This is a genomic window from Micromonospora sp. PTRAS2, assembly GCF_054052245.1.
Window position 1 is genome coordinate 20,083 of record NZ_JBSWBU010000002.1, and the last position, 25,978, is coordinate 46,060.

General features: G+C 75.7%; 23 protein-coding genes. 11 read left to right on the top strand and 12 right to left on the bottom strand.

The window, feature by feature from the left end; all coding sequences use genetic code 11:
* Window positions 1-25 precede the first annotated feature (25 nt).
* The 4 genes from ACVMYR_RS06050 to ACVMYR_RS06065 all read right to left on the bottom strand — a co-directional run bounded on the left by ACVMYR_RS06050 (window position 26) and on the right by ACVMYR_RS06065 (window position 7,920).
* The gene (locus tag ACVMYR_RS06050) at window positions 26-784 is read right to left on the bottom strand and encodes an ABC transporter ATP-binding protein (RefSeq protein WP_457121311.1); all 759 of its coding nucleotides are present in this window, start codon (window positions 782-784) and stop codon (window positions 26-28) included.
* The gene (locus ACVMYR_RS06055) at window positions 781-1,773 is read right to left on the bottom strand and encodes an ABC transporter ATP-binding protein (RefSeq protein ID WP_077936825.1); all 993 of its coding nucleotides are present in this window, start codon (window positions 1,771-1,773) and stop codon (window positions 781-783) included. The genes ACVMYR_RS06050 and ACVMYR_RS06055 overlap by 4 nt, the downstream gene beginning before the upstream one ends.
* Before the next feature lie 145 nt (window positions 1,774-1,918).
* Window positions 1,919-4,732, bottom strand: coding sequence for an FtsX-like permease family protein (locus ACVMYR_RS06060; protein ID WP_457121312.1), 2,814 nt, complete (start codon window positions 4,730-4,732; stop codon window positions 1,919-1,921).
* Window positions 4,729-7,920: an FtsX-like permease family protein gene (locus tag ACVMYR_RS06065; protein ID WP_457121313.1), complete on the bottom strand. Its 3,192-nt coding sequence runs from the start codon at window positions 7,918-7,920 to the stop codon at window positions 4,729-4,731. The genes ACVMYR_RS06060 and ACVMYR_RS06065 overlap by 4 nt, the downstream gene beginning before the upstream one ends.
* A gap of 164 nt (window positions 7,921-8,084) precedes the next feature.
* Between ACVMYR_RS06065 and ACVMYR_RS06070 the strand changes: the two genes are divergently transcribed.
* Window positions 8,085-8,381, top strand: a complete 297-nt coding sequence (locus tag ACVMYR_RS06070) for a hypothetical protein (protein ID WP_043962547.1) — start codon at window positions 8,085-8,087, stop codon at window positions 8,379-8,381.
* Window positions 8,382-8,408: 27 nt separating this feature from the next.
* On the opposite strand, the gene ligD is transcribed toward ACVMYR_RS06070, so the two are convergent.
* Window positions 8,409-9,437, bottom strand: a complete 1,029-nt coding sequence (gene ligD, locus ACVMYR_RS06075) for a non-homologous end-joining DNA ligase (RefSeq protein ID WP_457121314.1) — start codon at window positions 9,435-9,437, stop codon at window positions 8,409-8,411.
* 47 nt (window positions 9,438-9,484) lie between these two features.
* Between ligD and msrB the strand changes: the two genes are divergently transcribed.
* Window positions 9,485-9,895, top strand: a complete 411-nt coding sequence (gene msrB / locus ACVMYR_RS06080; RefSeq protein ID WP_077936820.1) for a peptide-methionine (R)-S-oxide reductase MsrB — start codon at window positions 9,485-9,487, stop codon at window positions 9,893-9,895.
* Window positions 9,896-9,934: 39 nt separating this feature from the next.
* Here the strand turns inward: msrB and ACVMYR_RS06085 are convergent, their stop codons facing one another.
* Entirely contained in the window at window positions 9,935-10,210 is a 276-nt protein-coding gene (locus tag ACVMYR_RS06085; protein WP_077936819.1) for an isoamylase early set domain-containing protein, read from the bottom strand.
* Between the two features lie 161 nt (window positions 10,211-10,371).
* On the opposite strand from ACVMYR_RS06085, the gene ACVMYR_RS06090 reads away from it, so the two are divergent.
* The 3 genes from ACVMYR_RS06090 (at window position 10,372) to ACVMYR_RS06100 (ending at window position 12,564) form a co-directional block, all read left to right on the top strand.
* On the top strand, window positions 10,372-10,632 hold the full coding sequence (locus ACVMYR_RS06090) for a hypothetical protein (protein WP_043962543.1): 261 nt from the start codon (window positions 10,372-10,374) through the stop codon (window positions 10,630-10,632).
* A gap of 115 nt (window positions 10,633-10,747) precedes the next feature.
* Window positions 10,748-11,338 carry a GNAT family N-acetyltransferase gene (locus ACVMYR_RS06095; protein ID WP_308291159.1) on the top strand — a complete coding sequence of 197 codons (591 nt, stop codon included), beginning with the start codon at window positions 10,748-10,750 and terminating at the stop codon, window positions 11,336-11,338.
* A gap of 200 nt (window positions 11,339-11,538) precedes the next feature.
* Window positions 11,539-12,564, top strand: a complete 1,026-nt coding sequence (locus tag ACVMYR_RS06100) for a lytic polysaccharide monooxygenase auxiliary activity family 9 protein (protein WP_457121711.1) — start codon at window positions 11,539-11,541, stop codon at window positions 12,562-12,564.
* Between the two features lie 103 nt (window positions 12,565-12,667).
* On the opposite strand, the gene hemQ is transcribed toward ACVMYR_RS06100, so the two are convergent.
* The 3 genes from hemQ to hemE are packed head-to-tail and all read right to left on the bottom strand — an operon-like array spanning window position 12,668 to window position 15,887.
* Complete coding sequence (gene hemQ, locus ACVMYR_RS06105) at window positions 12,668-13,369, bottom strand: hydrogen peroxide-dependent heme synthase (protein WP_043962540.1); 702 nt, start codon at window positions 13,367-13,369, stop codon at window positions 12,668-12,670.
* Complete coding sequence (gene hemG / locus ACVMYR_RS06110; protein ID WP_396792390.1) at window positions 13,366-14,781, bottom strand: protoporphyrinogen oxidase; 1,416 nt, start codon at window positions 14,779-14,781, stop codon at window positions 13,366-13,368. The genes hemQ and hemG overlap by 4 nt, the downstream gene beginning before the upstream one ends.
* A gap of 14 nt (window positions 14,782-14,795) precedes the next feature.
* On the bottom strand, window positions 14,796-15,887 hold the full coding sequence (gene hemE / locus ACVMYR_RS06115; RefSeq protein ID WP_077936815.1) for a uroporphyrinogen decarboxylase: 1,092 nt from the start codon (window positions 15,885-15,887) through the stop codon (window positions 14,796-14,798).
* 206 nt (window positions 15,888-16,093) lie between these two features.
* Between hemE and ACVMYR_RS06120 the strand changes: the two genes are divergently transcribed.
* Window positions 16,094-16,666, top strand: coding sequence for a DUF3000 domain-containing protein (locus ACVMYR_RS06120; protein ID WP_043962537.1), 573 nt, complete (start codon window positions 16,094-16,096; stop codon window positions 16,664-16,666).
* Window positions 16,667-16,849: 183 nt separating this feature from the next.
* Here ACVMYR_RS06120 and ACVMYR_RS06125 read toward each other — a convergent pair whose 3' ends face one another.
* Together ACVMYR_RS06125 and ACVMYR_RS06130 are read right to left on the bottom strand one after the other, a co-directional pair.
* Window positions 16,850-17,932 (bottom strand): hypothetical protein, encoded by a 1,083-nt coding sequence (locus ACVMYR_RS06125; RefSeq protein ID WP_457121315.1) that lies wholly within the window; start codon window positions 17,930-17,932, stop codon window positions 16,850-16,852.
* An 86-nt stretch (window positions 17,933-18,018) separates the two neighbouring features.
* Window positions 18,019-19,185 carry a S1C family serine protease gene (locus ACVMYR_RS06130; RefSeq protein ID WP_396792464.1) on the bottom strand — a complete coding sequence of 389 codons (1,167 nt, stop codon included), beginning with the start codon at window positions 19,183-19,185 and terminating at the stop codon, window positions 18,019-18,021.
* 385 nt (window positions 19,186-19,570) lie between these two features.
* On the opposite strand from ACVMYR_RS06130, the gene ACVMYR_RS06135 reads away from it, so the two are divergent.
* From ACVMYR_RS06135 to ACVMYR_RS06150, 4 genes are all read left to right on the top strand, one after another.
* Window positions 19,571-20,899 carry a ribonuclease D gene (locus ACVMYR_RS06135; RefSeq protein WP_457121316.1) on the top strand — a complete coding sequence of 443 codons (1,329 nt, stop codon included), beginning with the start codon at window positions 19,571-19,573 and terminating at the stop codon, window positions 20,897-20,899.
* Window positions 20,900-21,140: 241 nt separating this feature from the next.
* Window positions 21,141-22,361: a thiolase family protein gene (locus tag ACVMYR_RS06140; protein WP_457121317.1), complete on the top strand. Its 1,221-nt coding sequence runs from the start codon at window positions 21,141-21,143 to the stop codon at window positions 22,359-22,361.
* A complete protein-coding gene (locus ACVMYR_RS06145; protein WP_457121318.1) occupies window positions 22,358-24,427 on the top strand; it encodes a 3-hydroxyacyl-CoA dehydrogenase NAD-binding domain-containing protein in 2,070 nt (689 codons plus the stop codon). Before ACVMYR_RS06140 ends, ACVMYR_RS06145 begins: the two co-directional genes overlap by 4 nt.
* A 163-nt stretch (window positions 24,428-24,590) precedes the next feature.
* A complete protein-coding gene (locus ACVMYR_RS06150; protein ID WP_457121319.1) occupies window positions 24,591-25,304 on the top strand; it encodes a hypothetical protein in 714 nt (237 codons plus the stop codon).
* A 90-nt stretch (window positions 25,305-25,394) separates the two neighbouring features.
* Here ACVMYR_RS06150 and ACVMYR_RS06155 read toward each other — a convergent pair whose 3' ends face one another.
* On the bottom strand, window positions 25,395-25,778 hold the full coding sequence (locus tag ACVMYR_RS06155; protein ID WP_457121320.1) for a VOC family protein: 384 nt from the start codon (window positions 25,776-25,778) through the stop codon (window positions 25,395-25,397).
* Between ACVMYR_RS06155 and ACVMYR_RS06160 the strand changes: the two genes are divergently transcribed.
* Window positions 25,756-25,899 (top strand): hypothetical protein, encoded by a 144-nt coding sequence (locus ACVMYR_RS06160; protein ID WP_158229390.1) that lies wholly within the window; start codon window positions 25,756-25,758, stop codon window positions 25,897-25,899. The genes ACVMYR_RS06155 and ACVMYR_RS06160 overlap by 23 nt on opposite strands.
* Window positions 25,900-25,978: the final 79 nt, after the last annotated feature.

The following is a 25,978-nucleotide window of genomic DNA, read 5'->3' on the forward strand; positions in this document are numbered from 1 at the left end:
CAAGTGCAAGATCGCGGGAGTCGGGTCAGGGGGTGGGGACCAGATGGCCGTCGCGGAGGGTGAGGGTGCGGTCGGCCAGGTCGATGAGGGCCGGGTCGTGGGTGGCGACGAGGGCGGTCATGCCGCGCGCGTGCACCACCGCGCGGAGCAGGTCCATGATGGACCGGCCCGTCTCCGAGTCGAGCTGGCCGGTGGGCTCGTCGGCGATCAGCAGGTCCGGCTCGTTGGCCAGGGCCCGGGCCAACGCCACCCGCTGCTGCTGACCGCCGGACAGCTCGTACGGCCGCTGCGCGGCGTGCCCGCCCAGCCCCACCAGCTCCAGCAGCACCGCCACCCGTTCCTCCCGCTCGGCGGCGGGCACCTTAGCCAGCCGCAGCGGCACCCCGACGTTCTCGGCGGCGGAGAGGATCGGGATCAGCCCGAAGGTCTGGAAGACGAACCCGACGGTCCCCCGGCGCAGCCGCAGCAGCTCCCGCTCGCCGGCCGCCCCGAGGTCGTGCCCGGCCACCCGCACCTGGCCGGAGTCGGGCCGGTCCAGGCCGCCGACCAGGTTCAGCAGGGTGGTCTTGCCGGCGCCCGACCGGCCCCGGACGGCGACCAGTTCCCCCCGTCCGGCGACGAACGAGACGTCCCGGACGGCGTGCACCGCGCGCTCGCCCCGGCCAAAGGTGCGACTCACCCGGTCCACCCGCACCACCTCGTCCACCGTCGCGGTGGGTCCGGGGGCGGCGGCCACCCCGGCGGCCGTGCCGACGGGGGGACCGGACTGCTGCTGCTCGCTCATGCGTCACTCCGTTCGGCGTCGGCCCGGCCGCCCGGCCGCACCTCGACGTGGTCGGGTTCCAGGGTGAGCCGGACCCGGTCGCGCAGGGCCAGGGCGTCGACGAACGACTCCGGCAGTTGCATCCGGCCGGCGCGGTCCAGCACGGCGTACTCCTCGCTGACCAGTTCCGTGCTGCCGTCCGCGCCGATCCGCGCGGTACGGCGTACCTCGGAGGCGGTCCGGCCGTCGCGGATGGCGACGGTCCGGCGGACCTGGGTGGCCACGGCGTGGTCGTGGGTGACCACCACGACCGTCACGCCCAGTTCCGCGTTGATCTGCCGCAGCGCGGCGAAGACCTCCGCGCCGGTGGCCTCGTCCAGCTCGCCGGTCGGCTCGTCGGCGAAGAGCACCTCGGGGTCGTTGGCCACGGCCACCGCGACCGCGCAGCGCTGCTGCTCCCCGCCGCTGAGCTGCGCCGGCCGCCGGTCGGCGCAGTGGCCCACGCCGACCAGGTCGAGCAGCTCGCGGGCCCGCTCGCGGCGGGCCCGCCGGGAGCGCCGCCCGGCCAGCCGCATCGGCAGCTCCACGTTCTCCAGCGCGGTCAGGTACGGCAGCAGGTTGCGGCCGGTCTGCTGCCAGACGAACCCGGCCATCCGCCGGCGGTAGCTCAACCGGCGGCGGGCGGACATGGCGAGCAGGTCGTACTCGGCGACCCGGGCGATGCCGGCCGTCGGGGTGTCCAGCCCCGAGAGGATGTTCAGCAGGGTGGACTTGCCCGAGCCGGACGCGCCCACGATCGCGACCAGCTCCCCCCGGTCGATGACCAGGTCGAGCCCCTGCAACGCGACCACCTCGACCCCGTCGGTCTTGAAGATCCGCACCAGGCCGTCGCAGACGATGTGCCCGCGCAGCCGGTCGTGCCCGCCGGCCCGCTCGGCCGCCCGCTGCGCGGCCCGCCGTTGCAGGGTGGCTAGGTCCGGCGCGGCGGGCGCCGTCACAGTGGCTGTCATCTCAGCATCCCTCTCCACGCATCGTCAGCATTCCTCGCCGCGTCTCCACGGACCCCGAGCTCCCTCCGCCGCATCTCCACGGACCCTCAGCTCCCTGCGCCGCATCTCCACGGACCCCCAGCTCCCTGCGCCGCGTCTTCCACGGTCAGCTCCCCTCGCCGAGCCGGAGCACCTCGCCGAGGCGCATGCGGCGGTTGTTCACCGTCTCCACGGTCACCGCGAGGGCCAGCGCCACCGCGCCGGCCGCCAGGACGGCCCCGACCAGCCCGGGCGAGAACGCGACCCGGACCGGCTCGCCGCCGGTGAACGCGGCCAGCCCGAGCGCCGGGGTGAGCAGCAGGGGCAGCAGCGCCCCCGTGAGCGCGCCGGTGAGCAGCGCGGCGGCGACCAGGGGCGTCAGCTCCACCAGCAGCAGCCCCCGCCACTGCCGGCGGGACAGGCCGAGGGTGCGCAGCCGGGACAGCACCTGCGCCCGCGTCCGCGCACCGGCCAGCACCGCGAAGGCGACCGCCAGCAGACCGAACGCGGCACCCCCGGCCGCGCCCGCGGCGAACCCGAAGACGAGCAGGCCGTTCGCGCCGCCGCCGCCGAGCTGCTGGCGGGCGCCCCGCCAGGTGGTCACCTCGGCGCCGCGCGGGCGCTCCCCCGCCGCGAAGCTGCCGCCGGTCTGGTAGCGGCGCTGGCCCTCGTCGCCCGCCCGCCGCAGCGCCTCGACGTCGAACCCGTCGCCGGAGACCAGGAACGCCGTCGGCACCGGGCCGGACACGCCCGAACCGGGGGTGCCCGGCCCGGACGACACCGGACCAGGCGTGCCCAGGCCGGCCGACACCGGCTCGGGCAGCGCCTGCCAAGGCAGCACCACGAACCGGTCGACGTCGGGCGGGACCAGCGGGAAGCCCTCGGCCGTGGCGGCCACCCGGAACGGCTGGGCGTACCCCTGCAGGGTCACCAGGGCCGTCCCGTCGAGGCCCGCGCGGGCCAGCTCGGCGGCGAGCCCCGGGGAGACGAGCGCGGGTGCCGGCCCCGGCGACCGGCCCGCCCGCAGCACCGGCGGCACCGACACGTCCACTCCGGCGTCGCGCGCCGTCTCGGCCAGGCCCGGCCCGTCGACCAGCAGCACGGTGACGGCGGCGAGACCCGCGTCGACGCCCCGGGCGTCGGCGACGCGCAGCGCGCCCTCCCGCAGCACCGGGGTGCTGCGCCGCACGCCGGGCAACCGTTGCAGGGCCGCACCCGTGTCCGGGGCGAGCCGTTCCCCGTCGACCAGCGCCGACGCCGGCACGGCCGTGGTGGCCGTCCGGTCCCGGCCGGCCTCGATGCCGCCCGCCACGACCCCGCAGAACGCGGCCGTGGCGACCGCGACCACGACGACCACCACCGGCCCGGTGGCGGCCGACCGGCTCGCCCCGGCCACCCCGAGGAACGTCACGCTGCCGCGCAGGCGGGCCGCGACGCGGCCCAGCAGCCGCAGCGGCCAGGGGTAGAGCCGCAGCACGAGCACCGCGGCGGCGACGGCCAGCAGCACCGGCACCGAGACCAGCAGCGGATCGACCGAGCCGGGGCTGAGGCCCCGGCGGCGGATCAGGAAGGTGGCCAGCACGGCGAGGGCGACGACGAGGAGTTCGAGGGTCAGCCGGCGGCCACCGGCGCGGCGGCCGGACAGGTCGCGTCGGCCGCCCGGCAGGGCCGAGGAGCCCAGCGTCGCCAGGGGCAGGGCCAGGGTGGCCAGCGCCGCCGCGACGAGGACCAGCCAGTCGGTCCCCGCCGTCCCCGCCGTGGAGCCGGGCAGCAACCGGCCGAGCAGCCAGCCGAGCGCCGCGGCCGGCGGCACCACCAGCGCCGACTCGGCGAGGCTGCGCCGCGCCCCGCTGGTCGGTGCGCCGCCCCGGGCCACCAGCAGGGCGAACTCGGCCTCCCGGCGGCGGGCCGCCAGCCGGGCCGCGAGCACGATCAGCCCCGCCACGGTGGCGAACATCCCGGCGGCGATCACCGCGAGCAGCGTCCGGGCGGCGGAGACCGCGTCGAGGAACTGCCGCAGCGGGACGTCCACGGCCTGGGTGACGCTCAGCCCGGCCGGGGGCGTGCGCTCCAGCCGCCGCACGCCGTCGATGACGGCACCCAGGTCGGCCACGTCCAGGTCGCCGAGGCGGTAGCGCCAGGAGAACCGGACCGGCACGCCGGTCGCGATCGCCGCGTCCAGGCCCGCGTCGCTGGTCAGCGCCACCATCTCGTACGGCTCCTCGTCGCCGGCCGGCTCGGTCACCCGCAGCGCCGACGGCAGGGTGTTCCAGATGCCGTCGGCGCTGCGCGCCGGCTCGAAGACGCCCACCACGAGCAGCGGCACCGGCTCGGCGCCGGCACCGCTGAACCGCAGCCGGCTGCCCGCGCGGAGGTTCAGCTTGCGGGCCGTGTCGTCGGCCAGCGCGACCTCGACGGGCTGCCCCGCGCCCACCGCCTCCGCCGGCCAGCGTCCCTCGGTCAGGGTGGCCGCCCCGGTGACGCCGGGTGCCGCGCGGAGCCGGGTGACGACGAGATAGTTCTTCGCCGCGAGGTCGGGGCCGGTCAGCCGACCGAAGGCGGTCTCCGCGAGGAACCACCGGCTCTGCACCGCCTCCCGGACGGCCCCGGGCAGGCCCGCCTGGAGCGTGTCGAGTTCCCGGCCCCGGGTCGCGGTGACCGGCGCGACGACCCCGCCCCCACCGGCCGGCAGCTCGGCGGCGGTGAGGGTGAGGTCCCGCTCGGCGGCCGGCCGCTCGGCGACGTGTTCCCGCAGCCCCTGCTCGGCGAGCCGGTCGGCGGTACGCGGAACGCCGGTCACCAGCAGCGCGGCCACCAGCGCCAGCACCCCCAGCAGGACGAACTGCCCGGCGAACGCCCGCACCCGGCGAACGACCCCCGCCAGCGCGGCCACGCCGCCGAACACCGCGGGCCGAGGCCCCTCGGTCCCACCCCTGGTCATCGCTCTCCGCCGATCCGTAGTTGGGCCGCCGCGACGCGTTGACGGACGCCGGAGGCGATCGCCGTGCTGAACGCGAGCGCCGCGAGCAGCAGGCCGAGGGCGGTGCCGGCGACGGGCAGCCAGGGCAGCGCGAAGGCCGCCTCCGGCACCGGCCGGTCCGCCGACCGGGTGAGCACCACCAGCGGGGCCATGGTGGCGCCCACCCCGGCACCGACCAGCAACCCGACGCCGACACCGATGCCGGCCAGGAAGGTCTGCTCGGTGAGCAGGGCGCGGGCGAGCAGCCGCACCGGGGCGCCCAGGGTGTGCAGGACCGCGAGCTCGCCGATCCGTCGGCGCGCGGTGGCCCAGACGTCCACGCCCAGCCCGACCAGGGCGAGCAGGACGGAACCCGCCGCCGCCGCGAGCAGCCCCGTGCGCGTGCCGAGCCAGTACGGGTCGCGGCCGGCCTCCTCCGCCGCCGCCCGCCGGTCCAGCACGGTCACCCCCGGCAGGTCGGCCGCCGCCCGCGCCGCCTCCGCGGACCCGCCGGCCCCGGTGCGGATCCACCACTCCGAGACCGGCCGGACGGTGCCCGTGGCCCGCAGCAGCCAGTCCGTGGCCGCCGGCAGGTCCAGCAGCATGCCGCCGGCCGCCCCGCCGCTGGCCGGCACCGCGTCGACCTCCCCGACCACCTCGACGGTGAGCGTCACCCCGGAGAGGACGACGTCCATCGTGTCGCCCCGGCCGACGCTCAGCGCCCGGGCCACCTGCGGCGTGACCAGCGCCGGGACCGGTGCGCCCGCATCGGCCGGCAGCACCGCGAAGCGGCTGGTCGGCTGCGTCGCGAACCGGCCGCCCGCGACGCGCGCCACCTTCCGGCCGGCGCGCAGCACGCCGTCGGCGAACCGGGCCGGCTCCGCGCTCTCCGGGTCGTCCAGCCGGGGCACCCAGTCGCCGGCCAGCGGCACCGGGCTGGTCGCGCCGCCCGCGTCCACCGTGCGCAGCCCGGTCACCTCCAGCCCGTAGCCGGAGCCGATCGCCGGCCCGGCGTCGACGTCGAATCCGGCCAGCCGGTAGGCCCGGCCGCCGTTGTCCGGCAGGTCCACGGCCACCGGCACGGGCCGTCCGTCGCTGCCCGCGCTGGCCAGGGGAAGCTTCCACGCGCCGCCGTCGGCGGTGGTGAGCAGGGCGGACACCCGCACCGGGTGCGGCCTGGCGGCATCGGTCACCGGGGTGGCGACCGTGCCGGCGAGCCGACGGGCGTCGGCGGGCAGCTCGACGCCGAGAGGGGCGGCCCGGCCGCGCACCTGCCGGTCGAAGAGTGCCCGGGGCGGCTCGCCGGCGAGCCGCTCGTCGAACCGGACCACGTCGGGCGCCGCCGCCGCGTCGAGGCTCAGCACGCTCACCGGCAGGTCCTCGCGGCCCACCCGGATGTCGTCGCGCCAGGCCGGCACCGCCCGGTCCACGCCGGGCACGGCGGCGAGGCGGCCGGCCCGCTCGGCCGGCGCGGCCCCGGACCGCTCGACCAGCCGCAGGTCGGCCCCGACGGTGAAGTCCGCCTGGTCGAGGTGCGACCGTTCCCCCGTGGTCACCAACGACCAGGCCAGGGTGCTGCCGCCCACGGCGAGCGCGAGCAGCAGCACCGGGCCGGCGTGCGGCCGGCGGCCCGCCTGCCACATGCCCAGCGTCGCGGCCAGCCACGGCCGGCGGTCGACGAACCGTTCGGCGAGCCGGGCCGCCGGCGGCAGCAGGCGCAGCGCGACGACGGCACCGGCGAGCACCCCCAGCGTGGGCGCCGCCACCAGCAACGGGTCGACGCCGAGCCGGCCGTCGGCGCCGGCCAGCGGCGACGAGTACCGCCGCAGCTGCGTCCAGGCCAGCAGGGCCAGGCCGACCAGGGCCAGGTCGACGCCGATCCGCTGGGCCGCCGCGCCCCGGCCCGGCCGGGACCGGGCCGCCAGGTCGGCGACGTACGTGCCGGCGCGGCGCAGCGCCGGCAGCGCCATGGCCACCAGGCAGCCGGCCGCCGCGGCGGAGGCGACCGCCCAGGTGAGGGTCGTGCCGCCGCGGGCGGTCAGCTCCGACCAGCCCTGGTCGCGGCCGATCCGGCGCAGGGCCTCGGCGGCGAGCGGGGGGCCGAGCAGCGCGGCCGGCAGGACCACCAGGGCGGCCTCCCGCACGGCCAGCCCGGCGATCTGCCTCCGCGCCGCGCCCCGGGCGCGCAGCAGCGCCGTCTGCCCCCGACGGTCCTCGTTGAGCAGGGCCGCCACCAGGACCAGCGCGTACCCGCCGAGGACGAGGACGAGCAGCAGCGGGGTGAGCAGCGACGACCGGCCCACCAGGTCGGCGCGGGTCAGCCGGTCGATCAGCCGGTCCATGGTGGTGACGGTCTGGGCGGAGGAGCCGAGGCCGGTCGCCCCGGGCAGGTCGGCGACCTCCGTGGCGACGGCGCGGCGCACGGCGTCCAGCCGGCCCGGCCCGACCGCCGCCAGGTCGGGCTCGACCAGCCAGGCCGCCGAGGTGGTGCCGGGGAACGTCCGGTCGAAGTCGGCGGGGTCGAGCAGGAACGGCCCGTACGACGTCTCGGAGCCGGCCGCGACGGCGCCCGGCGCGAGTCGCCAGTACGACCCGGTGGGGTCCCGGGGCCGGAACAGGCCGACCACCTCGACCTCGCCGGTGCGCTCGGTGGCCCGGTCGCGCAGCGGCACCCGCTCGCCGACGGCGAGGCCGAGCACCGCGGCGACCCGCTCCGGCAGGAGCACCTGCGTCGGCACGGCCCCGCCCGTGGGCTGCCGCCCCGCCACCAGCTCGGCGTGCCCGGCCAGGTCCTCCAGGGTGGTCAGCTCGGCGAACACCGGGTCGTCGCCGGCCCGCGCGGCGCCGAGGTCACCGGTCAGCTCCCGCCCGGTGCCGTAGCGGGCCCCGCGCACCGCCACCGCCGCCCCGCCGAGCCCGGCGGCGAAGCGGTCGCGGACCGCCCGGTCCCGGGCGGCGAAGGCGGCCCGGTCGGGGCCGCCCGAGCCGCCGACCAGCAGGCTGCGTTCCTGGGCGGGCGACGCGGCGAGCACCGCCCGCGCTCCCGCGTCGACGGCCCGCCGGCTGTAGTCGGCCAGCCCGGTGACGAGGGCGACCGCCACCAGGGCCGCCACCAACGCGGCCGACAACAGCCCCCGGGCGGCCCACGCCCGCCTCCACACCAGCACCATCGCGCTGCCTCCCCGGGCCCCCCGCGGAGCCGACGGACACAGAGACCCACTGCGGGTACGGAAAGGTTCGCGCCCGTTATCCGACCGTTATGGCCCGGCGCTCACCGGCCGCCCGGTCCTGCCCCGGGGGGTGGGCCTGGCGGCGGCCTGCTTGGATGGCTGGCATGGAGATCGCCCTCATCGTGCTGACGATCGGCGTCGTGCTGCTGCTGGCCGGCCAGCTCGCCGGCCCCCGGCGGGACCGGGTCACGGAGGCCCGGCTGGCCGAGATCGATCGCCGCCTCCAGCTCGTGATGGACCACCTCGGGGTGGTCGACCGGCGGCCGGAGCCGCCCGGGGTCCGCGAGTATCTGGCCCGGGGCCAGAAGATCCAGGCGATCAAGGCGTACCGGGAGGCGACGGGCGCGGACCTGCGCACGGCGAAGGAGGCCGTCGAGGCGATGATGGGCCCGATCAGCTGATTCCGCGTACGTCAGCTCTGCCCGCGGTCAGCGGGGCCGGTCGCGGTCCTTCGACGGCTGGACCCGCTTAGGCTCGCCGGGCATCTTCGGGTGGTCCGGCGGGTACGGCAGGTCGCCCTGCCCCGCCGCCGCGTCCCGGTCGGCCCACTCCAGCAGCGGGGTGATGTCCCACGCCGCGTCGTCGATGCCGGCGTGCGGGTCGCCCCGCTGCGCCAACCGGGCCGGGACGCTGCCCAGGTGCAGGTCGTCGGGGTCGACGTCGGGCAGCTCGTCCCAGGTGACCGGGGTGGACACGGTGGCCCGGGCGTTGGCCCGCAGCGAGTACGCGCAGGCGATCGTGCGGTCCCGGGCCATCTGGTTGTAGTCGACGAAGACCCGCTCGCCCCGCTCCTCCTTCCACCAGGCGGTGGTGACCAGGTCGGGGCGGCGGCGCTCCAGCTCCCGGGCCAGCGCGATGGTGGCCCGGCGCACCTCGGTGAACGTCCACCGGGGCGCGATGCGCAGGTAGACGTGCACGCCCCGGCCGCCGGACGTCTTCGGCCAGCCGGTCGCGCCCAGCTCGGCGAGCAGGGCCCGCAGCTCGGTGGCGGCGGCGACCGCGTCGGCGAAGTCGGTGCCCGGCTGCGGGTCGAGGTCGACGCGCAGCTCGTCGGGGTGGTCGACGTGGCCGGCACGCACCGGCCAGGGGTGGAACACGACGGTGCCCATCTGGGCCGCCCACGCCACGTGGGCGAGGTCGGCCGGGCACAGCTCGTCGGCCGTCCGGCCACTGGGGAAGGTGATCCGGGCGGTGGTCAGCCACGGCGGCACGCCCCGGGCCGGCACCCGCTTCTGGAAGAACGCCTCCCCGCCGATGCCGTCGGGAAAGCGTTGCAGCGTGGTCGGGCGGTCCCGCAGGGCGCGCATGATGCCGTCGCCGACCGCCAGGTAGTAGCCGAAGACGTCCGCCTTGGTGAAGCCCCGCTCCGGGAAGATCACCCGGTCCGGGCTGCTCAGTCGTACGGTGTGCCCGGCCACCTCGACCTCGGCGGCCGGGGCCTTCGCGGTGCCTGCCATCTGGCGACCATATGCCACGGCACCGACAGCCGACGTACCGTTGCGGGGTGAGTCTTGACGAGAACGAACTGCCCCGCACCGAGGACGAGTGGCGGGTCCGGCTCAGCCCGGAGGAGTTCCGGGTGCTGCGCGAGGCGGGCACCGAGCGCCCGTGGACCGGCGAGTACGTGGACACGAAGACCCCCGGCGTCTACCGCTGCCGCGCCTGCGGGGCGCAGCTCTATCCCAGCGACACCAAGTTCGACTCGCACTGCGGCTGGCCCAGCTTCGACGACGCGATCCCGGGCGCGGTGAAGGAGATCGAGGACGACAGCCACGGCATGCGGCGTACGGAGATCCGCTGCGCCCGCTGCGACAGCCACCTCGGGCACGTCTTCCGGGGCGAGGGCTTCACCCCGAAGGACACCCGGCACTGCGTCAACTCGATCTCGATCCGGCTGGAGCCGGCCCAGGGCTGACGGGCGCCGGCCCGGTTCCGCCCGACGGCGCGCGCCACGTCAGACGAGCAGCACGCTGCCCTGCTCGTCGACCCCGTCGGCCGACTCGTCGTCGAGCCAGATCCCGCCGGTGGCGAGATAGCGGAACCGGTACGCCCCGGGCCGGAGCCTGACGGTCACCGTACGGGTGCCGTCGCGCCGGGCGACCAGTTCGTGGCGGCCCGGCTCCCAGTCGTTGAAGGAGCCGACCACGCTCACCGGGCCGGCCGGCGCCTCGCGGGGCAGGCAGAAGGTGACCCGGGTCTGGTTGCCGAAGAGCCTGCTGCGCTTGATCACGTCGTCCTCCGGGGGTCGAGGCTTTCACCAGGCACAACGCTCGACACGCCGACCCCGACACGCCGCCTGGGCGGCCCGGTTTCGGTCGTTTCGGCCGCCCGGTTCGGGCCGTTGTCGCACGCTGGGGGGACATCTGTCCTTTCGGCTACGGGGGTTCGGCGATGGCGACGTGCGAGGTCTGCGGCAACGACTACTGGATGGCGTTCGAGGTGCGCACGGTCAGCGGCGACGTGCACACCTTCGACTGCTTCGAGTGCGCGGCGCACCGGCTGGCCCCGATCTGCGAACACTGCCAGGTCAAGATCGTGGGCCACGGGGTCGAGGTGTCGGGGCGCTTCTTCTGCTGTGGCCACTGCGCCCGCCAGGAGGAGGGCGACCGGGGCGCGGAGATCCGCGACGCCGTCGGTGCCCGCCCCCGCTGAAGCGCAAGGAAGGGCCCCTTATTAACACGGGTGTTAATAAGGGGCCCTTGCTCTACAGAATGCGTTAACAAGGGGCCCCTCCTTGCGCCGAGGGCGGGCGGCCTAGCATCGGCGGGTGTCGCCGCAGACGGTCGAGGCCCGGATCGCCTCCTTCGCCGAGTTGGACGCCCGCACCCTCCACGACCTGCTCCGACTGCGCGTCGACGTGTTCGTGGTGGAGCAGCGGTGCCCGTACCCGGAACTCGACGGCCGGGACGTCGAGCCGGGCACCCGGCACGTGTGGCTGACCCGTGCCGCTGACGGTGGCGGGCGGACCGAGGGCGACGTCGACAGTGCAGCCGGGGGCGACGCCGAGAACGAGGGCGACGGCACGGGAGACGGGAACGACGGCGGGGCCGACAGCTACGGCGGCGTCGTGGCGTACCTGCGGATCCTGGCCGACCCCGGCGGCCTGGCGCGGATCGGCCGGGTCGTGGTGGCGCCGGGGGCCCGGGGCGGCGGCCACGCCGGGCGGCTGATGACCGAGGCGCTGGCCGCGGTGGGCGACCGGCCGTGCGTGCTGGAGGCGCAGTCCCACCTGGTCGGCTTCTACGCGCGGCACGGCTTCGCCGTCAGCGGGCCAGAGTACGTCGAGGACGGCATCCCGCACACCCCGATGCGCCGGCACCCCGCCCGCCCCGATGCCCCGGAGGGCGCCGCAAATTGACACATCCCTATGGGTGTGGGAATCTCGCAGCAGAGCCGCCACGGGAGCAACTCGAACCGGCACGGGAGGGGCAACTCCCGAGATCCGGGCGTCGTCACAGTCGACCCCTCAACCCGGAGGCTCCATTGTCCACCCTCGCGCGTCGGCGTTCCACGCCGCGCCTGGCAGCCTGGCTGCTCGCCGTCGGCACCGCCGCCGCCATGCTGCTCACCACCGCCCTGGCGAACCCCGCGTCCGCCCACGGTTCCGTCGTCGACCCCGCGTCCCGCAACTACGGCTGCTGGCAGCGCTGGGGCGCCGACCACATGAACCCCGCCATGGCCACCCAGGACCCGATGTGCTGGCAGGCCTTCCAGGCCGACCCGCAGGCCATGTGGAACTGGATGGGCCTGTTCCGGGAGGGCGTCGCCGGCAACCACCAGGCCGCCATCCCCGACGGCCAGCTGTGCAGCGCCGGCCACACCCAGAGCGGCCAGTACAACTCGCTGGACACGATCGGCGCGTGGAAGACCACCTCGATCTCCAACAGCTTCCGCATCCAGCTCAACGACCAGGCCAGTCACGGCGCGGACTACATCCGGGTGTACGTGACCAAGCAGGGCTTCGACGCGCTGAACAAGCCGCTGGGCTGGAGCGACCTGGAACTGGCCGGCCAGATCGGCAACACGCCGGCGTCCCAGTGGAAGAAGGAGGCGTCGGGCGTGTCGATCCAGGTGCCGGCCAACGCGCCGGGGCGCACCGGGCGGCACATCGTCTACACGATCTGGCAGGCCAGCCACCTCGACCAGTCGTACTACCTGTGCAGCGACGTGGACTTCGGCGGTGGCGGCCCGACCACGCCGCCCACCACGACCCCGCCCACCACGACCCCGCCGACCACCCCTCCCCCCACCACGCCGCCGCCGACGACCCCGCCGGCGACCGGGGGCTGCACGGCGACCTACCGCCCCGTCTCCTCCTGGAACGGCGGGTTCCAGGCCGAGATCGACGTGACCGCCGGCTCGTCGGCGATCAAGGGCTGGACGGTGACCTGGACCTGGGCCAACGGCCAGCAGGTCAGCTCCTACTGGAGCTCGACGGTGACCACCAGCGGGTCCACGGTGACCGCGCGCAACGTGGCCTACAACGGGTCGCTGGCCGCCGGGGGGAAGACCTCGTTCGGGTTCGTCGCCTCGTCGTCCGGCACCAACACCGCGCCGACCCCGACCTGCACGCCGACCGTCTGACGGCCGGCAGCACGACGCCCGCCCGACGCGGCGGCACGTGTTAAGAAGGGCCCCCTGTACAACGTTCTGCGTTAACAGGGGGCCCTTCCTTGCGCCTAACCCCTCACGGGAGGCAGGTGACGATGTCGGCGATCGCGCGGCGGCGGCCCGTGTAGAACGGGACCTCCTCGCGGACGTGCCGGCGCGCACCCGAGGCCCGCAGGTCACGCATCAGGTCCACGATGCGGTGCAGCTCGTCGGCCTCGAAGGCGAGCATCCACTCGTAGTCGCCGAGGGCGAACGAGGCCACCGTGTTGGCCCGCACGTCCGGGTACCCCCGGGCCATCTTCCCGTGCTCGGCCAGCAGCTCCCGCCGCTCGGCGTCGGGCAGCAGGTACCACTCGTAGGAGCGGACGAACGGGTAGACGCACAGGTAGGCCCGCGCCTCCTCGCCGGCCAGGAACGCCGGGATGTGGCTCTTGTTGAACTCCGCCGGCCGGTGCAGCGCCAGCTGCGACCACACCGGGGTCAGCGCCCGGCCCAGGGTGGTGCGGCGGAACCGCAGGTACGCGTCCTGTAGCGCGTCGCTGGTGGCGGCGTGCCACCAGATCATCAGGTCGGCGTCGGCGCGCAGCCCGGCGACGTCGTACGTGCCGCGCACCGTCACGTCCTTGCCGGCCAGCTCCGCGAAGAGCGCCTCGACCTCGCCGGTGACGTTCTCCCGCAGCGACGGCAGCGGGCTCGTCGCCCGGTACACCGACCACATCGTGTAGCGGATGCTCTCGTTGAGCTCCCGCAGCCGCGCCGCGTTGGTCTGCTCGGTCATGCCGATCCTCCCAGTGCCGTGATGATCTCCTCGGCCGCCGTCTCGCCGGAGCGGACGCAGACCGGGATGCCGACGCCGTCGTAGCCGGCGCCGGCCAGGGCCAGCGTGGGGTGCGCGCCGCGCAGCGCCGCCCGCACGGCGGCCACCCGGTCCAGGTGCCCCGGGGTGTACTGCGGCAGCGCCCCGCCCCACCGCTGCACGTGGCTGGCCACCGGGGCGGGCAGCGGCGTGCCGAGCACCTTCGACAGCTCCCGGTGCACCGCCTCCACCAGGTCATCGTCGGTGACCTGGAGGGACGCCTCCTCGCCGTAGCGGCCCACGGAGGCGCGCACCAGCGCCAGCCCGTCCGGCCGGGCCAGGTGCCCCCACTTGGTGGTGAAGAACGTCGACGCCTTGACCAGCAGCCCCTCGGTGGCCGGCACCAGGAACCCGGACAGCGCCGGCAGCTCCGGGCGGGGCAGCGCGAGGGTGACCAGCGCGACGCTGGCGTAGTCCAGGGCGCCGACGGTCGCGACGGCCTCGGGGGCCAGGTCGGCGACGCCGGCCAGCAGGCGGGCCGCCGGGCGCGCCGGGACGGCGAGGAGCACCGCGTCCGCGTCGACCAGCTCCGGGTCGCGGGTGGGTCCGACGGTCAGCCGCCAGCCGGTCGCCGTCCGGGTCAGCTCCCGCACGGCCGCGTCGCGGCGGATCGTCGCCCCGCCGGCCGCCGCGGCGGCCTCGACGAGCCGGCTCAGCCCGCCGGCCAGGGTGCCGAAGACCGGTTCGCCGGGGGCCCGGGGCGCGGCGGCCTGCGCCGCCCGGACCGCGCCGACGAGGGTGTGCGCCACCCGGGCCGCGCGGGCCAGCGCCGGCATCGTGGTGGCCAGGGACAGGTCGTCGGCCCGGCCGGCGTAGACGCCGCCGAGCATCGGGTCCACCAGCCGGTCGGCCACCGCGTCGCCGAACCGGGCCCGCACCAGCGCCCCGACGGAGACGTCCGCGCCGGGGGCCAGCAGCGGCCGGCCCTCGTCGCGGTCGGCGTCCGCGGCGGGCTCGGCCACCGCCGCCACCTTCGCCAGATCCCCGGGTACGCCCACCAGCGTCCCGCCCGGGATGGGGCGCAGCCCTCCGTCGACGGCCAGGGCGGCCTGCCCGACGCTCGGGTGCACGATGTCGTCGGCCAGGCCGAGCCGGCGGACCAGGGCCACCGCGGCCGACTCGCCGCCGGCCGGGTCCCGCATCAGGAACGACTCCGCGCCGAACTCCACCGGACCGCCGGCCAGCTCGCCCGTGCGCAGCTTCCCGCCGAGCACGCCGGACTGCTCGTACACGGTGACCTCGGTGCCGGCCGGGGCCCGGTCGGCCAGCCGGACGGCGGCGGCCAGCCCGGTGATCCCGCCCCCGACGATCGCCACCCGCCACGGCTGCCGCACGGTCGCCCCCTCTGCTACTCGCCCGGGCGCGCGGACACCTCGTGCACCAGCGCGACCACCCGGGTCAGCACGTCCGGATCGGTCTCCGGCAGGACGCCGTGACCGAGGTTGAACACGTGGCCGGGGGTCGCCCGCCCCTCGGCGAGGATCCGCCGCACCTCCGCCTCGACCACCGGCCACGGGGCGAACAGCACGCACGGGTCGAGGTTGCCCTGCACGGCCTTGTCGGCGCCGATCCGGCGGGACGCGACGTCCAGCGGCGTACGCCAGTCGACGCCGACCACGTCCGCGCCGGCCTCGCCCATGGCGGGCAGCAGCTCGGCGGTGCCCACCCCGAAGTGGATCCGGGGCACCCCCGCGTCGGCCAGCCCGGCCAGCACCTTCGTCGAGTGCGGCAGCACGTAGCGCCGGTAGTCGGCCTCGGACAGCGCCCCGGCCCACGAGTCGAACAGCTGCACCGCCGACACCCCGGCGTCGACCTGCACCCGCAGGAACGCCAGCGTCACCTCGGCCAGCCGGGCGCACAGGGCGTGCCACAGCTCCGGCTCGCCGTACATCAGGGCCTTGGTCTTGGCGTGGGTCCGCGACGGCCCGCCCTCGACCAGGTAGCTGGCCAGCGTGAACGGGGCGCCGGCGAAGCCGATCAGCGGGGTGTCGCCCAGCTCTGCGACGAGCAGCCGCACCGCCTCGTCGACGTAGGAGACGTCGGCGCGGGTGATGGGCCGGATCCGCTCGACGTCGGCGAGGGTGCGCACCGGCTCGGCGACCACCGGCCCGGTGCCCGCGACGATGTCCAGCTCCACCCCGGCGGCGGCCACCGGCACCACGATGTCGCTGAACAGGATCGCCGCGTCGACCCCGTGCCGACGGACCGGCTGGAGGGTGATCTCGGCGACCAGCTCGGGGCGGCGGCAGGACTCCAGCATCCCCACGTTCTTGCGGATCTCGCGGTATTCGGGGAGGGAGCGGCCGGCCTGGCGCATGAACCAGACCGGGGTGTGCGGGCCGGGCTCGCGTCGGCAGGCCCGGACGAACGGCGACCCGCCCGTCCCGCTGCGGCGGGGTTCTCCGTCTCGGGCGGCGGTGCCCGTCGTCTCGGTGCTCATCGCGGCTATCGTGCCACGCCCCCGGACCCCCTCCCCCACCCCCGCCGCCTTTTGTGACGTGTAAGGAAGGGCCCCCTGTTAACGCATCCGGTAGAGAAGGGTGCCCCTCTCACCATCCACCGTCCCCGGCACCCGCGAGGGCCGCTGCCGCAGGCCGTCGGCGTGCCGTTCCGTCGGCCGGGCGGCGGGCGGCATAGGCTGCCGGCATGGCCCCCCCGATCGCGCTCCCGGAGACCTTTGCCCGCGCGGTCGCCGGGCTGCGGTCGGCCGCGCCCCGATCGGAGATCGTCCTGGAGGAGGTCGGCGCGCCGCAACGCCTCGCGCCGTACGCCTTCGCGCTCTCCGCGACGGTGCTGCGCGACGACGACGAGGTGGCTACGGGGCGGCTGATCCTGTTGCACGACCCCGCCGGGCACGAGGCGTGGCAGGGCACCCTGCGGCTGGTCACCTACGTCACGGCGGAGCTGGAGATCGACCTCGCCGCCGACCCGCTGCTGCCCGGGGTGGGCTGGACCTGGCTGACCGACGCGCTGGACGCGCAGGACGCCCCGCATCGGGCCATCGGGGGCACGATCACCCAGACCATGTCGACCCGGTTCGGCGACCTAGCCGGGCCGCCGGCCGCCGGCGACATCGAGATCCGGGCCTCGTGGACCCCGCTCGGTGAGGACCTGACCCCGCACCTGATGGCCTGGTGCACCCTGCTCGCCTCGACGGCGGGCCTCCCCCCGCCCGGGGTGACCGCCCTGCCGGACCGCCGCCCGGCCGGCGCCGCCTGACCCACCGCACAACACCCGCCGCCCAACACCCACCGCACGACGCCCGCCTCAGATCTTGGAAGATTTCGGCCCCTGGAGGGGCCGTTTCGCTCCAAGATCCCCAGGTGCCGGGCCCGGCGCAGCCCCGCCCCGCCCATGGTGGCTTGGGCGGGGCGGGGTCGGGGACTTCCTACCTGCGCGACGTCAGAGGTAGTTCTCGGCCTCGTCGCAGACCTTGTTCATGCCCTCGGTGGCCTTGTCGTACGCGGCCTTGTTGTTCGCCGCCGCGGCCGTCAACGCACTGGTGAGCTTGTCCAGGCAGGTGGCGATGACCTTCTTCTGCCGGGCCTGCTCGTCCCGGTCGTTCCGGGTGCCGGTGAGGTCCTGCTCGGTGTTGGAGAGCTTGTCCCGCACGGCCTGCAGGTCGGTCTTGAGCTTCTCGATCTCGGTCTTGTTCGCCGCGATCGTGCCGTCCCGCTCGCTGACCTGGCCGGTCAGCCGCTTCTCGGTGCGGTCCAGCTCGCTGCTCTTGGTCACGTAGAGGCCGGTCATCACGCCGCCGAGGACGAAGAGCAGCCCGGCCACCACGGCCAGGACCAGCACCTTGCGCCCGCCCTGACGGGCGGCCGGTGCCGGGGCGCCGTAGGGCGGCGTCGTGCCGGGCGGGCCGTAGGACGGCGTCGCGCCCGGCTGGCCGTAGGGCGGCATCGCTCCCGGCGGGCCGGACATCGGCTGGCCGAAGGCCGGACCCGAGGCGGGCGGCACCGACATCGGCTGGCCGAACGCTGGCGACGGCTGCCCCGGCCCGGAAACCGGCGGGTGCCCGGCACCGGAAACCGGTGGCGTCGACACCGGCGGATATCCGGCACCCGAGACCGGTGGCGTCGACACCGGCGGATATCCGGCACCGGGAACGGGCGGCGTTGACACCGGCGCGGTGAACGGCTGCGTCGGCTGCGGCTGCGACGCGCTCTGCTGGACCGGAGAGAACTGCTGGGTCGGCTCCGCCGCCGGCTGCGGCGTACCGTACTGACCCGGGGTGAACGGCTGCGTCGGCTGGGTCGGCTGTGCTGGCTGCGGCGGCTGCGGCACGCTCTGCTGGACCGGAGAGAACTGCTGGGTCGGCTCCGCCGCCGGCTGCGGCGTACCGTACTGACCCGGGGCGAACTGCCGGGTGGGCTCCGCCGGCTGGCCCGTCGGGTCGTACTGCGGGGGCACGGGCTGGCCGGGGCCGCCCGGCGGCGGATACGGCGGCTGGCTCCCCGGCCCGGTCGGTGGCTGCGACATTCTTCTCTTCCTCCAGGTGGGGCGGCCCGTGGCCGGGGCCGCGACGAACCGGCTGGTACGGGACGGACGGCGCGGAGCGGCCGAAGTCAGCAGATCCGGAAGCCGTCGCAGGCGACCTTGATGGGTACGGCGAGGCCGATGCCCTCGGCGTCGCGGGCCTTCGCGGTGGCGATGCCCACCACCTGCTTCTGGCCGTTGATGACCGGGCCACCGGAGTTGCCGGGGTTGATCGGCGCGTCGAACTGGATGACCGGGCCCGAGCCCTGGCCTGCCTCACGGAAGGCGCTGACCACGCCGGTGGTGACGCTGTCCTGCAGGCCGAGCGGGGCGCCGACGACGACGATCTGCTGGCCGGGCTTGACCGCGGCGGACGCCGTCACCAGCCCGGTGAACTTGCTGGTGGTGCGCAGCTGGGCGATGTCGTTGACCTCGTCGACCTTGACGATGGTGGCCGGGTAGCGCTGGTCGGTGCGTTCGAGGAAGACCTCCCGGCCGCCGCCGACCCAGACCGACTCGACCACGTGGAAGTTGGTGAACAGGTTGGTGCCGCCGCCGGTGTCGGGCTTGCCGACCGCGAAGGCGGTGCCGGTGAACTGCCCGGCCCGGACCCGGAAGACGCTGGGCAGGACGGCGCTGGCCACCGCCTCCGGGTTGAACTGCGCCCCGGCCTGCTTCTCCAGGGCCTGCGCCCGCTGCTCCAGGCCGTCGAGCCGGGCGCCGTCGCCGCTCTGCGCGGTGGCCAGCCGCTGGTCGGTGTCGGCCAGCCGGTCGGAGAGCCGACTGATCTGGTACGCCTGCACGCCGCTCACCACGGCCAGGACCAGGGCGAGCCCGAACGCGACGAACGTCAGCGCCCTGCCCCGGGGACGCGGGGTGGCCCCGCCGGTCGGGGCGGTCGCGGGCCAGGCCGGCCCGGGGGCCGGGGTGGCCCCGCCGTGCGGGTACGCCGGGCCGGGGACCACGGGCGACGGCGGCGCGGCGGCGTACCCGGCCGGGGGCTGCTGGCCGGCGGCGGACGACTGCTGGCCGGCGGCGGGTGGCTGCTGCGGGGCGGGCCAGCCGGCGGGCGCGGGACCGGACCACTGGCCGGGCGCGGGGGGCTGGGCGGGCGGGGGCGACGAGCCGGGCCAGTGACCGGGCGACGCGGCCTGACCGGCGGGCGGGTGGCCGCCTCCGGCCGGCGGGTAGGAGCCTGCGGCCTGCGGATAGACGGCGGCGCTGCCGCGGTGCGGGTCGAGCCGGGGCGGGTCCATGCGGGGCGGCAGCGGGCCGGGACGGGTGTCGCCGGACGGGGTCGCGGCGGCGGGCGGCTCGCCCACCGGCGGCTCGGCGGGTCGCGCCGGGGCGGCCCAACTCCCGCCCGAGCCGTCGCCGGGCCCCTGTCCCGGGCCCGTCGCACCGTACCCAGCCGTCGTCATCGTCACGTCCTCCCCGTCGCCGCCCTGGTGCCCGCCGACGTCGGTTCCGTCCCGGGCGGCGGCCCGAAGGAACGTACCCGCGCCGCCGCGCTTTGTCTTCCCCGATGTCCGACCCTGGCATGCCGGGTCAAGTAGCCGACGCCGACCCACACCGCGCGACGCCGACACACACCGCACCCGGCTGCGCGCGCCGGATCGCCGCGCGCACTAGGGTTGTCAGGTGACCGACGAACCACCCCTGCGCCGTCGGGCCGCCGAAAGCCGTACGGGAAACGAGCCGCACCAACCGCCGTCGGCCGCGCCGGAGCCGGTGGACGCGGGGCCCGAACCGACCGTCGACGGGCCCGTGCCCCTGACCGCCCCCCGCGAGGGGACACCCGAGCCGGTGACGACCGAGGCCGGGCTGGCCGAGGTCGTGGCCCGCTTCGCTGCCGGCACCGGCCCGGTCGCCCTGGACGCCGAACGCGCCTCGGGCTACCGCTACAGCCAGCGGGCATACCTGGTGCAGCTGCGCCGGGCGGGGGCCGGCACCGTGCTGATCGACCCGCTGCCGCTGCCCGACCTGAGCAGCCTGGACCTGGCCATCGCCGACGCCGAGTGGGTGCTGCACGCCGCCAGCCAGGACCTGACCTGCCTGGCCGAGGTGGGGCTGCGCCCGCGCCGGCTGTTCGACACGGAACTGGCCGCCCGGCTGGCGGGATTCGAGCGGGTCGGGCTGGCCGCGCTGACCGAGCAGCTACTCGGCTTCAGCTTGGAGAAGCACCACTCGGCGGCGGACTGGTCGAGCCGGCCGCTGCCGGAGTCGTGGCTCACGTACGCCGCGCTGGACGTGGAGATGCTGACCGACCTGCGTGACGTGCTCGACGCGGAGCTGGCCCGCCAGGGCAAGTCGGCGTGGGCGGCGGAGGAGTTCGCCGCGCTGGTGCGCAGCGTCGACCGCCCGCCCCGGGTCCGGGCGGAGCCGTGGCGGCGCACCTCCGGCATCCACCGGGTGCGCGGGGCGCGCGCCCAGGCGCGGATCCGGGCCCTCTGGTACGCCCGCGACCAGATCGCCGCCCGCCGGGACGCCGCGCCGGGACGGGTCCTGCCGGACTCGGCGATCGTGGCGGCCGCCGAGTTGGACCCGAAGGACGAGAAGGCGCTGCTGACCCTGCCGGGCTTCGGCGGCCGGTCGGTGCGTCGACTGGCCCGCACCTGGCTGGCGGCGCTGGACGACGCCCGGCAGTTGCCCGACGACGCGCTGCCGGTGACCCCGGTGGTGGAGGGGCCACCCCCGCCGCACCGCTGGGCGGAGCGGGACCCGGTGGCGGCGGGCCGGCTGGCCCGGTGCCGGGAGGTGGTGGTCCGGATCGCGGGCGAGCACGCCCTGCCGCCGGAGAACCTGATCGCCCCGGATTCGGTCCGCCGGCTCGCCTGGACCCCGCCGGAGGAGGTGACCGAGGCGACGGTCGCCGAGACGCTGCGCGGCTTCGGGGCGCGCGAGTGGCAGCTTGCGCTGCTGGTGCCCGACCTGACCGCCGCGCTCGCGGGTCCGGCCCCGGCGGCCTGACGCGGCAGCCGGGGCCGGTCGGGGGCCGGTCGGTGGGTTGGCGGCGGTCGCGGGGTCGGCGGCGGTCGCCGACCCGCGCCGGACGCCGCGTCGGTGTGGGGTGGGCCACACAGGGGGTGGTGTCGACGATGGTTACTGGCGAGTAGCATCCGAGGGACCACGCCCGTGCCGCGATCCTCGTTCGGTCCGTGGTGCCGCTGGTCGGCGACGTGGCCGAGTCAGGGTCGAAAAGGAGGCTCAAGTGCCCCGTGAAGTCCGCGATGTCGTCTTCGTCGACGGCGTCCGCACCCCGTTCGGCAAGGCGGGTGGCATGTACGCCAACACCCGCGCCGACGACCTGGTGATCCGCTGCATCCGCGAGCTGCTGCGCCGCAACCCGCAGCTGCCGCCGGAGCGGGTCGAGGAGGTCGCCATCGCCGCCACCACCCAGATCGGCGACCAGGGCCTCACCATCGGCCGCACCGCCGCCCTGCTGGCCGGCCTGCCGAAGACCGTCCCGGGCTTCGCCATCGACCGGATGTGCGCCGGGGCGATGACCGCCGTCACCACCGTGGCCGGCGGCATCGCCATGGGCGCGTACGACGTGGCGATCGCCGGCGGCGTCGAGCACATGGGCCGGCACCCGATGGGCGAGGGCGTCGACCCCAACCCGCGGATCGTCGCGGAGAAGCTGGTCGACCCGTCCGCCCTGGTCATGGGGGCCACGGCGGAGAACCTGCACGACCGGGTGCCGCACATCACCAAGGAGCGCACGGACGCGTTCGCGCTCGCCTCCCAGCAGAAGACCGCGAAGGCGTACGCCAACGGCAAGCTCCAGGGCGACCTGGTGTCGATGGCGATCCGCGACGACGAAGGCGGCTGGGGTCTGGCCACGGTCGACGAGGCGCCCCGCGACACGTCGCTGGAGAAGCTCGCCACCCTCAAGACGCCGTTCCGCCCGCACGGCAAGGTCACCGCGGGCAACGCGGCCGGCCTGAACGACGGGGCCACCGCGAGCCTGCTCGCCGCCGAGGACACCGCCCGCGAGCTGGGCCTCCCGGTCGCCATGCGGCTGGTGTCGTACGGCTTCGTCGGCGTCGAGCCCGAGGTGATGGGCGTCGGGCCGATCCCGTCGACGGAGAAGGCGCTGCGCATCGCCGGCCTGAGCATCGACGACATCGGCCTGTTCGAGCTGAACGAGGCGTTCGCCGTGCAGGTGCTCGCCTTCCTCGACCACTTCGGCATCGCCGACGACGACCCCCGGGTCAACCCGTGGGGCGGCGCCATCGCCATCGGTCACCCGCTCGCGTCCTCCGGGGTGCGGCTGATGACGCAGCTCGCCCGGCAGTTCGCCGAGCACCCCGAGGTCCGCTACGGCCTCACCGCCATGTGCATCGGCATCGGCATGGGCGGCACGGTCATCTGGGAGAACCCGCACTGGACCGGTTCCACCGTTCCGGCTGGACAGGAGGGCAACGAGTGAGCGCGCTCGCCGCACCGAACGAGGTGGTCACCCGGGCGCTGCTGCGCCAGGTGAACGTGCCGGGGCTGGCCCGCCCGGCCGCCCTGATCACCCTCGACAACGGCTTCGACCACACCAAGCCGAACAGCTTCGGCCCGGGCGGCCTGACCAGCCTCGACGAGGCGATCACCGCCGCCCTCGCGGCGGACCCGGCGTTCGTCGCGGTCACCGGCAAGCCGTACATCTTCTGTGTCGGCGCCGACATCACCAGCCTGCCGCAGCTCGCCGACCGGGAGCAGGCCCTGGAGATCGGCCGGCTCGGCCACCGGGTCTTCGCCCGGCTGAAGGACAGCACGGTCCCGACGTTCGCGTTCGTCAACGGCGCGGCGATGGGCGGCGGCCTGGAGCTGGCGCTGCACTGCCACTACCGGACGCTGTCCGGCGGGGCGTCGGCCCTGGCGCTGCCGGAGGTCTCGCTCGGCCTGATCCCCGGCTGGGGCGGCACCCAGCTCCTGCCGAACCTGATCGGCATCCCGGCCGCCACCCAGGTGATCCTGCAGAACCCGCTGATGCAGAACAAGATGCTCAAGCCGAAGCAGGCCGCCGAGCTGGGCATCGCCGACGTGCTGCTGGAGCCGGCCGACTTCCTGGAACGGTCCCTGCAGTGGGCGGCCGGCGTGGTGCGCGGCGAGATCACCGTGACCCGGCCCGAGGTCGACAGGGACATGTGGGCGGGCGTGCTCTACTTCGCCCGGCAGACCCTCGATGCGCGGCTGCACGGCGCGGTCCCCGCCGCGTACAAGGCGCTGGACCTGCTGGAGACGGCGAAGGACGCCGACTTCGCGGCCGGCACCGCCGCCGAGGACGAGGCCCTCGCCGACCTGATCTTCTCCGAGGAGCTGCGCAGCGGGCTCTACGCGTTCGACCTGGTGCAGCGGCGGGCCAAGCGGCCGGCCGGCGCGCCCGACAGGGGCCTGGCCCGGCCGGTGAACAAGGTCGGCATCGTCGGCGCCGGCCTGATGGCCAGCCAGCTCGCGCTGCTGTTCGCCCGCCGCCTCCAGGTGCCGGTCGTCCTGACCGACCTCGACCAGGGCCGCGTCGACAAGGGTGTGGGCTACGTGCACACCCAGATCGAGAAGGCCGTCAGCAAGGGCCGGATGGACAAGGGCACGGCCGCCAAGCTGTACGGGCTGGTCAGCGGCTCGGTCGACAAGGCCGCGTTCGCCGACGCCGACTTCGTCATCGAGGCCGTGTTCGAGGACCTGGACGTCAAGAAGCAGGTCTGGGCCGAGCTGGAGAAGATCGTCTCCCCGGAGGCGGTGCTCGCCACGAACACGTCCAGCCTGTCGGTCACCGCGATGGCCGCCGAGCTGGAGCACCCGGAGCGGGTGGTCGGCTTCCACTTCTTCAACCCGGTCGCGGTGCTGCCGCTGCTGGAGATCGTCCGGGGCGAGCGCACCGACGACGCCACCCTCGCCACCGCGTTCGCGGTCGGCAAGCAGCTCAAGAAGTCGAGCGTGCTGGTGTCCGACGCCCCGGCGTTCGTGGTCAACCGCCTGCTCACCCGCTTCCTCGGCACCGTCTTCGCCGCCGTCGACGCCGGCACCCCGCTGGACGTGGCGAACGCCGCGCTGGACCCGCTGGGCCTGCCGATGCGCCCGCTCGCCCTGCTCCAGCTCGTCGGCCCGGCCGTGGCGTACCACGTAGGCGGCACCCTGCACGGCGCGTTCCCGGACCGGTTCGCCGTCAGCGAGAACCTGCGCCGGATCGCCGAGTCGGGCCAGCCGATCGTGGTCGACGACGAGATCAACGCCGACGTCGCCAAGCTGCTGGTCGTCGGCGACGAGCCGCTGACCGCCGAGCAGGTACGGCGCAACGCGCTCGACGCGCTGGCGCAGGAGGTGCGGCTGATGCTCGACGAGGGCGTCGTCGCCGAGGCGCAGGACATCGACCTGTGCCTGATCCTCGGCGCGGGGTGGCCGTTCCACCTGGGCGGCGTCACGCCGTACCTGGACCGGACGGGCACCAGCGAGCGGGTGACCGGCCGGCGGTTCCTGCCGCCCGGCGTGGCCAGCCTGCCCGCCTGATCCTCCCGCTCCCCCGCGATCGCGGCGGCCGGACGTCCCTTTCGTGGGCGTCTCGGCCGCCGCGATCGTCGTTCACCTCACCTTCGCTCCGGCGGGGTCGGCTGCTGTCGGTGGGTCTGGCTACGATCACCGCTCCTGATCAACTAACTGGAGCTGAATCGACATGTCCCAGCCGTCGGGCAACCCCTATCCGCAGCAGCCCTACGGGGAGCAGCCCGCCCCGCAGCAGCCGGGCGGCTACCCGCCGCCGGCCGGCCAGCCGTACGGCGCGCCGTCCGCCGCGCCGCTGCCGCCGAAGAAGTCCAAGGCCGGCAAGATCGTGCTCATCGTCCTGGCCGTGGTGCTCGTGCTCTGCCTCGGCGGCGCGGCGATCACCTGGTTCGCCGTGAAGGACGAGGTCGGCGACGTGGTCGACGCCACCAAGACCCGGGTCACCGCCCCGGCCACCCTCGCCGGCCGCAAGCAGGTCACCGACCCGGAGCTGACGAAGCTGTCGGACGAGCTGGTCGCCGACATGAAGTCGACCGTGCAGAACGAGACCAGCACCGCCGGGGCGTTCTACGGCGACGCCGCCAAGCAGGACCTCGTGATGGTCGCCGCGGCGTCGGGCGTGCTGGCGGACCCGAAGAAGGAGCTGGACGACGCGATCGCCGGCCTCAAGACGGAGCTGACCGTCAAGGAGATGACCCCCACCGAGCCGGGCCCGCTCGGCGGCGAGGCGCGCTGCGGCGACGGCAAGACCGCGGGCATGCCGCTGGGCGTCTGCGTCTGGGCCGACCGGGGCAGCCTCGGCATGATCGTGGTGTTCTTCAAGTCCGCCAAGGAGGCGGAGGCCGAGTTCGTCACGATGCGCGGCCAGATCGAGCAGCGCTCCTGACCGGCGGGTGACCGGGCCCCTCACGCGAGGCGGCCCGGGCGAAAGACCGGGCCCCCGCGCACCGCGCGGGGGCCCGGCCCGTTTCCGGGGCTAGGCCGACGCCTCCCGCTCGGCGGCGCTGCGCAGCACGCAGAACTCGTTGCCCTCCGGGTCGGCGAGCACCACCCAGCCGGTGCCGTCCGGCCGCCGCTGGTCGTCGACCTGGGTCGCGCCGAGGGCGAGCAGCCGCTCGACCTCGGCGTCGCGGGACCGGTCGGCCGGCTCCAGGCACAGGTGGACCCGGTTCTTCACCGTCTTGCCCTCCGGCACCTGGAGGAACAGCACGGTCTCCCCGTCGGCGGTGAGCACCATCGCCTCCGGGTCGCCGGGGTGGTCGTCGGGCTGCCGCCCGGTGCCGAACACCTGCGCCCAGAACCCGGCCAGGGCGTAGGTGTCGTGACAGTCGATGCTGATGTTCCTGATCCGTGCGCTCACGGTCGCCTCCGTGGTGGAGTGGGCGCCCCGCGGGATCGGCAGAGGTCAGCGGCGGGTGGAGCGGGGCGCGGGACTGGTCGTGGTGGACATCAACCGCACCTCCCTCCGGCCGTCGGGCTGACGGGGACGATCCTGGCACGCCACCGGCCGCCCCGCAACGCCGTTTCCGCCGGGACGCGCGGCGGGGCCCGGTCGACGCG

Coding starts and splice junctions, on each gene's coding strand:
- ACVMYR_RS06120 (WP_043962537.1), top strand. CDS start 16,094: ATGGCCCCCCCGATCGCGCTCCCGGAGACCTTTGCCCGCGCGGTCGCC.
- ACVMYR_RS06055 (WP_077936825.1), bottom strand. CDS start 1,773: ATGACAGCCACTGTGACGGCGCCCGCCGCGCCGGACCTAGCCACCCTG.
- ACVMYR_RS06125 (WP_457121315.1), bottom strand. CDS start 17,932: ATGTCGCAGCCACCGACCGGGCCGGGGAGCCAGCCGCCGTATCCGCCG.
- ACVMYR_RS06070 (WP_043962547.1), top strand. CDS start 8,085: ATGGAGATCGCCCTCATCGTGCTGACGATCGGCGTCGTGCTGCTGCTG.
- ACVMYR_RS06065 (WP_457121313.1), bottom strand. CDS start 7,920: ATGGTGCTGGTGTGGAGGCGGGCGTGGGCCGCCCGGGGGCTGTTGTCG.
- ligD (WP_457121314.1), bottom strand. CDS start 9,437: ATGGCAGGCACCGCGAAGGCCCCGGCCGCCGAGGTCGAGGTGGCCGGG.
- hemE (WP_077936815.1), bottom strand. CDS start 15,887: ATGAGCACCGAGACGACGGGCACCGCCGCCCGAGACGGAGAACCCCGC.
- ACVMYR_RS06160 (WP_158229390.1), top strand. CDS start 25,756: ATGTTCCTGATCCGTGCGCTCACGGTCGCCTCCGTGGTGGAGTGGGCG.
- hemQ (WP_043962540.1), bottom strand. CDS start 13,369: ATGACCGAGCAGACCAACGCGGCGCGGCTGCGGGAGCTCAACGAGAGC.
- ACVMYR_RS06050 (WP_457121311.1), bottom strand. CDS start 784: ATGAGCGAGCAGCAGCAGTCCGGTCCCCCCGTCGGCACGGCCGCCGGG.
- ACVMYR_RS06090 (WP_043962543.1), top strand. CDS start 10,372: ATGGCGACGTGCGAGGTCTGCGGCAACGACTACTGGATGGCGTTCGAG.
- ACVMYR_RS06130 (WP_396792464.1), bottom strand. CDS start 19,185: ATGGACCCGCCCCGGCTCGACCCGCACCGCGGCAGCGCCGCCGTCTAT.
- ACVMYR_RS06150 (WP_457121319.1), top strand. CDS start 24,591: ATGTCCCAGCCGTCGGGCAACCCCTATCCGCAGCAGCCCTACGGGGAG.
- ACVMYR_RS06060 (WP_457121312.1), bottom strand. CDS start 4,732: ATGACCAGGGGTGGGACCGAGGGGCCTCGGCCCGCGGTGTTCGGCGGC.
- ACVMYR_RS06100 (WP_457121711.1), top strand. CDS start 11,539: ATGCTGCTCACCACCGCCCTGGCGAACCCCGCGTCCGCCCACGGTTCC.